This window comes from Novosphingobium sp. CCH12-A3 (assembly GCF_001556015.1).
GTDB lineage: Bacteria > Pseudomonadota > Alphaproteobacteria > Sphingomonadales > Sphingomonadaceae > Novosphingobium > Novosphingobium subterraneum.
Genome location: NZ_LSIA01000313.1, coordinates 1 through 660, shown reverse-complemented (window position 1 = coordinate 660; position 660 = coordinate 1). Strand labels below are relative to the sequence as shown.

1 protein-coding gene and 1 pseudogene are annotated in these 660 nt (G+C 61.1%); both read right to left on the bottom strand.

The window, feature by feature from the left end; genetic code table 11:
• A pseudogene (locus AX703_RS29040) lies at nt 1–217 on the bottom strand (IS630 family transposase); the annotation flags it as partial.
• Nucleotides 144–566 (bottom strand): helix-turn-helix domain-containing protein, encoded by a 423-nt coding sequence (locus AX703_RS25845; RefSeq protein ID WP_062348338.1) that lies wholly within the window; start codon nt 564–566, stop codon nt 144–146. The pseudogene AX703_RS29040 and the gene AX703_RS25845, both read right to left, overlap by 74 nt.
• Nucleotides 567–660 lie beyond the last annotated feature (94 nt).

The window sequence follows — 660 nt, the reverse complement described above, 5'->3', positions numbered from 1 at the left end:
CGCCCGTGAAGGTTGTCGTCTTCCAATGCCCATGCGGGATCGGGGATCGGCAACGCGTGCCGCGTTTTGCCCGCCCGCGAAGCCGGGCCATCTTTGTCGAAGCGCCGGTCTCATCGATAAAGACCAGTCTTTCAGGATCGAGATCAGGTTGACCCCTGAACCAGGCCCGCCGCCGAGCGAGCACGTCGGGCCGATCCTGCTCGCTGGCGTGCGCCGTTTTTTTTCAAGGTCATCGAGTGACGGTCGAGAAAACGCCAGATCGTGCTCGGCGCGAATAGCGCTCCATGCTTCGCACTCAGCATCTCGGACAGCTCGACAAGGGTGATGTCGACCTGGCTCTCGATCGCCGTCAAAATCACGTCGCGATACGCTTCAATCCGCTGGGAGCGCTTGTCGCCACCTTGCGGCTTTGCCCTTGCCGTTCCGCTCTCTCGCCATTCACGGACCCAGCGCACGGCACTTGCGACCGCGACACCAAATCGGTCGGCAGCTGCTCGCCGGGACAGACCTGCCTCAACAGCCGCAATCACCCGCGACCGTAAATCCTCGGATATCGGTTTCACCATGCCTGCTGGCCTCCGCATCCAGCAAACAGGATGAATCAGATTTCCAGCGCCTTGGGAACCCCCTGCGATTCTATCCGGTCGGATTATGCTCTAG

Excerpts from the sequence above, each read along its gene's own strand:
- AX703_RS25845 (WP_062348338.1), bottom strand. The coding sequence starts at position 566 with ATGGTGAAACCGATATCCGAGGATTTACGGTCGCGGGTGATTGCGGCT.